We start from the raw sequence: 3,850 nt of genomic DNA, 5'->3' as shown, positions 1-3,850 counted from the left end.
GCCGTGGCCGAAAACTTCTTCAGCTGCCTCAAGTGCGAGTGCGTCCATCTGCGCCATTTCGCCTCAAGGGCACATGCCATGGCAGACGTCTTCGCTTATATCGAGACCTTTTACAACCCAGTGCGCCCGCATTCCTGTATTGGCTGGCGTCCTCCGGATGCCTTTGCGCGTGCCTTGTCTGAGCATCCCGCCGCCTGAGTGTGATACGACAAGATATCCTGCGTTTCTTTCTGTTTTTTCTTCATTTTTACTGTCCACGAAACCGGGAAGGGCACACCTGCCGCTGGCTGTGCAGGTACACCATGCGGTGTGCGACGGATACCATCTTTCACGGTTTATAAACGGGCTTCAGACATGGATGGACGCTTTTCCGCAGGAGCTAGAACAGGAGATAGAACAGCAGCCCGGGAAGCCGCCGCGTTGAGCGGCGCTTCCCGGGCTGCTTTATCTGTGCCGGATAAACTTTTTGTGCAGGTCACACTTCCGGAAAATCCGGGCCGAAATCGTCCATCAAAACCTCGTCCGCGTACAAAGCGGGAAACCAGGCGTTTTCTGCAAGGTTTTCATACACGTTTTCGCTGGTGGCAGTTTGGCCGTCCCTTCGGGCCTGCTCCACATGGCCGTGGGCCTTGTGCTGCTTGCCGTGGGCGCTGGGCTGCCCGTGCCGGTTTTGGCTTTCCTTGTTGGTTTGGTTTTGCATTTTAAACACCCCCGTGCTGTTATTGTGCGCAGGGGGGCGCGGGATACGCAAGGCAATTTCTTCCGGAAAGCGCGTCCCTTTGCCGGGCGCGGCGCGGGTCAATCGTCGCCGCCGTCCTCCTCTTCGGCGGCTTCGCCGCTTTCCCCGTCGTCCGCGCCGCCGTCCGGCGCGTCTGCCCCTGCGGCCTCCTCCGCCTGGGCGGCCAGGCGCGCGGATTCGGCCTTCGCGGCCTCGGCCTCAATGTCGATGTCCTCGTCCAGATACAGCGCCCGCCGTTTGGCGTGCAGCTTTTCCAGCTCCCGGGCCTGTTCTTCCTTGATTTTTTCGGCCTGCTTTTTGTAGGCGCGCACGGCGCGGCGCGCGCTGACCACGCAGACGCCGATCATCACGGCGGCCATGGCCAGATACAGCCAGGAAAGCCATGTCCAGGACGCAAAGGGAACGGAAAAGGCCGTCAGGCCGCATTGCAGGGCCATATACGCGGCCGCGATGGTGAGGATCACCGATAAAAACATGTTTTTCACCTCATTGATTTTTTGCGCGGCCGCACAGGGCCGCAAATTACAACATATCCCATTATAGCCGGGATTTGTGAACAAGAAAAGCCCCCCTTTTGCCTTTTGAACAGGTTTAGGCTATAAATAACCTCCCTTTGCCGAAATTGACGGAGGGGCAGATTCATGGACGGCAAGCCCGGCAAACCGGAATTAGTTATTTTTATCCTCTCCCCGGATTTTCTTGTTTTTCCGTTCTTCCAACTCCGCAATTTGTTTCATCAAACAATCTGAAAAAGCCCCTTCAACCGGTGCAGCTTCTCCTGTTGTATAGCAGTCCAGAAGGACTATGTTATTATCCTTGTCAAAACAAAATATTTCATCACCATTCCCTATAATGGACAAGAACGGGATAAAACCAGTAAACCCTTCATCGTGCAGTTCTTTCGTTTTCTCACGAATATCCAAAAAATCGGGTATTCCATTGGCAATTCCATAGACTATAATTCCTCGGCAGAACGACCAAAATGGGCCTATGTCATACTGTTTCGCCCGTGGCCATATTTCTTCCCGAACCTCCATATAAAGTCCGCCTAATGGGGACATAGTGAACTCTCTAAAATCAGCAGGAAGATTTATCCCATACTGATGTTCAAATTTCTTTATATCGTGCTCCGACGGCTCATTTCCCATACAAGCTACAACCTGATAAGTCTGCTTATCATAATTATGGAAATAATCATAAACTTTTTCCAATGCCATCGTATGCCTCCTGCAGCTACCAACTTTTCTTTTTATTTACCTATATATCCTATTTTCCCGCTTTATTCAATGCATCGTGAAATGGACGAAGCTGAAGCCATCCGTCCAAAGGGGAATCGGGAGAAGAAAAGTCCCGCATTGCATTTTTTCCGCTGCGCCCTTATACTGAAAGCAGGAATACTGCACGGGCGCGGCGCGCCCGTGGGAAACGGAAAAGGGGAATCGTTATGGAATACCGTTCTTACAGGGATACGGACTGCCGCCCTTCGCTGCTGGGGCTTGGCTGTATGCGCCTGCCCACGCTGGAGCCGGGCGGCACCGCCATCGACTGCGCGCGCGCCGGGGCGCTGGTGGACGAGGCCGTGCGCGGGGGCATTACCTATTTTGACGTGGCGTATCCGTACCACGGCGGCGGCGCGGAAAAATTCATCGGCGCGGCGCTGGAAAAATATCCGCGGGAATCGTTTTACCTGGCAACGAAGATGCCGCTGTGGAAGCTGGAAACGCAGGAGGATATGGAGCAGGTGTTCAACGAGCAGCTGGCCAACTGCCGTGTGGACTATTTTGATTTTTACCTGTGCCACGCGGTGGACGCCGAACGGTTCGAGAAGATCCGGCGCATCGGCGCGTTTGAATTTCTGGCGCGGAAAAAGGCCGAGGGGAAGATCCGCCGCCTGGGCTTCTCGTTCCACGACAAGCCCGCCGTGCTGCGCGCGATATGCGCCGCCTACCCGTGGGATTTTGCCCAGCTGCAGCTGAATTATCTGGACTGGACCGTGCAGCGCGCCCGGGAGCAGTACGAAATATTGCAGGAATACGGCCTGCCGTGCATCGTGATGGAGCCTGTGCGCGGCGGCGCGCTGGCTTCCCTGTGCCCGGAGGCCGAGGCGGTGCTGAAGGCGAAGGCGCCCGGCCGCAGCATTGCGTCCTGGGCCATCCGCTTCGCGGCCAGCCTGCCGGGCGTGCTGGTGGTGCTTTCGGGCATGAGCAGCGAGGAACAGCTTGCGGACAACCTTGCCGCGATGTCGCCCTTCCAGCCGCTGACAAAGTCCGAGCAGAACGCGCTCACCCGGGCCGTGCGCATCGACAAGCGGGCCCAGCGCATCCCCTGCACGGGCTGCCGGTACTGCATGCCCTGTCCGTTCGGTGTGGACATTCCCGGCCTGTTCAAAGCGTACAACCGCTGCGCCGCGGCGAAAAGCACCGGCCGCTTTTTGAAAGAGAGCGGGGATATCCCCACCGCCGCCCGCCCGGCCGCCTGCCGCGCCTGCGGCAAGTGCGCCCGGGTGTGCCCGCAGCACATCGGCATCCCGGAGGAGATGGCAAAGCTGCGCGCGCTGGAGGAAAAGCTGCGGGAAAAATAATTCCCGCAGGGCACAAAAAGCCTCATGCAGATGAACTGCATGAGGCTTTTTTCGGGCTTGCCGAGCAAAGCGGCAAAAACGGCCGGGCGGGGCCGTTTTTGCCCGCAGGCTTAAAAGGACGGGCGGGCGCCCGGCCGCGCCGGCAAAACAGCGCCGCGGCCGCTGCTTTGGCGGGGGTCAGGGGCGGCTTTCCCGCCGGAGCGTGGTGGGCGTGCGGTTCTCCAGCTTTTTGAACACCCGGATGAAGTTGATGTCGCTGGAAAAGCCCACGGTCTGAGCGATGTCCTTGATGTTCATATCGGTGTTCAGGATCAGGCTCTTGGCCTGGTCCACCCGCAGGCGGTTGATGTACTGGATGATGCTGACGCCGTAGGTGGCCTTGAACGTGGTGGACAGATAGGAGTTGCTGACGTTGAGCTGCTCGGAGACGAGATAAAGGCCCATCATCGGGTCTGCAAAATTTTCGTCGATGATGCGCTTGGCGCGCACGGCCACGGGCTCCTTGTCCTCGGCGCCCGGCGCGGCGGCCT

At 57.8% G+C, this 3,850-nt stretch carries 6 protein-coding genes and 1 pseudogene; 3 read left to right on the top strand and 4 right to left on the bottom strand.

The features are described from left to right. The coding region (locus tag IIY41_RS13075; protein ID WP_287401100.1) for an IS3 family transposase at positions 1 to 198 on the top strand (198 nt) is incomplete at its 5' end. Positions 199 to 268: 70 nt separating this feature from the next. Next, positions 269 to 424 (top strand): annotated as a pseudogene (locus IIY41_RS14160) (CatA-like O-acetyltransferase); the annotation flags it as partial. Between the two features lie 51 nt (positions 425 to 475). On the opposite strand, the gene IIY41_RS13065 reads toward IIY41_RS14160, so the two are convergent. The 3 genes from IIY41_RS13065 to IIY41_RS13055 all read right to left on the bottom strand — a co-directional run bounded on the left by IIY41_RS13065 (position 476) and on the right by IIY41_RS13055 (position 1,956). Further along, positions 476 to 700, bottom strand: coding sequence for a hypothetical protein (locus IIY41_RS13065; protein ID WP_133304195.1), 225 nt, complete (start codon positions 698 to 700; stop codon positions 476 to 478). Between the two features lie 98 nt (positions 701 to 798). Then, entirely contained in the window at positions 799 to 1,215 is a 417-nt protein-coding gene (locus tag IIY41_RS13060) for a hypothetical protein (RefSeq protein ID WP_287401097.1), read from the bottom strand. Between the two features lie 192 nt (positions 1,216 to 1,407). Continuing rightward, the gene (locus IIY41_RS13055; RefSeq protein ID WP_058723409.1) at positions 1,408 to 1,956 is read right to left on the bottom strand and encodes an SMI1/KNR4 family protein; all 549 of its coding nucleotides are present in this window, start codon (positions 1,954 to 1,956) and stop codon (positions 1,408 to 1,410) included. Between the two features lie 227 nt (positions 1,957 to 2,183). Between IIY41_RS13055 and IIY41_RS13050 the strand changes: the two genes are divergently transcribed. Beyond that, entirely contained in the window at positions 2,184 to 3,320 is a 1,137-nt protein-coding gene (locus tag IIY41_RS13050; protein WP_287401095.1) for an aldo/keto reductase, read from the top strand. 177 nt (positions 3,321 to 3,497) lie between these two features. On the opposite strand, the gene IIY41_RS13045 is transcribed toward IIY41_RS13050, so the two are convergent. Then, positions 3,498 to 3,850, bottom strand: a 353-nt coding sequence (locus IIY41_RS13045) for a helix-turn-helix domain-containing protein (protein ID WP_287401093.1), incomplete at its 5' end; no start/stop codon positions are given.

It is taken from the genome of Ruthenibacterium sp. (assembly GCF_017421385.1).
Classification (GTDB): domain Bacteria; phylum Bacillota; class Clostridia; order Oscillospirales; family Ruminococcaceae; genus Ruthenibacterium; species Ruthenibacterium lactatiformans.
The sequence above is the reverse complement of the archived record's forward strand: the minus strand, read 5'-3'. Positions and strand labels throughout refer to the sequence as shown.